The 431-nt window shown below is 33.6% G+C and carries 1 pseudogene; it reads right to left on the bottom strand.

Annotated features, from left to right (window positions below):
• Positions 1-431: pseudogene (locus AC1DJR_RS33595) on the bottom strand (DUF58 domain-containing protein); the annotation flags it as partial.

The following is a 431-nucleotide window of genomic DNA, read 5'->3' as shown; positions in this document are numbered from 1 at the left end:
GGATAGAGCGGAAAGACTCACGTTCATATCTTTTTACACCGATAATAGATGTTTCATCATTGTAAAAAGAGAAATTCGTTCGATAAGAACCGTTTAATAGTTGCTGAAGTTCTTGTAAACCTGCTACTTCTTTAGGTGAAGGATACACAATAATTTCAGTTCTTAATTTATCAAAGACAGGTAAATGTACAGTTAAAAGATGAAAAGGATCTTTTAATACACATTCGAACTGTTCAATTTGAAATACACCACGCTTCGTTGCAGTTAATGTTAAATCCCATTTTTGCGCCGAATGGGCAGGTTGAGAAAATGGGAAAGAAAATAACGTTTTTGATATTTGTTCAATCCCTTGATTCTTATGCGGTATAAGGGACGAATTTAAATGGAAATAACAAACACCATTAACGAGTGGTATATTTGCCCCATTTTTT

The sequence above is a fragment of the Bacillus sp. 05T31 genome, from assembly GCF_056396725.1.
This window is presented reverse-complemented; position numbering and strand designations above follow the sequence as displayed.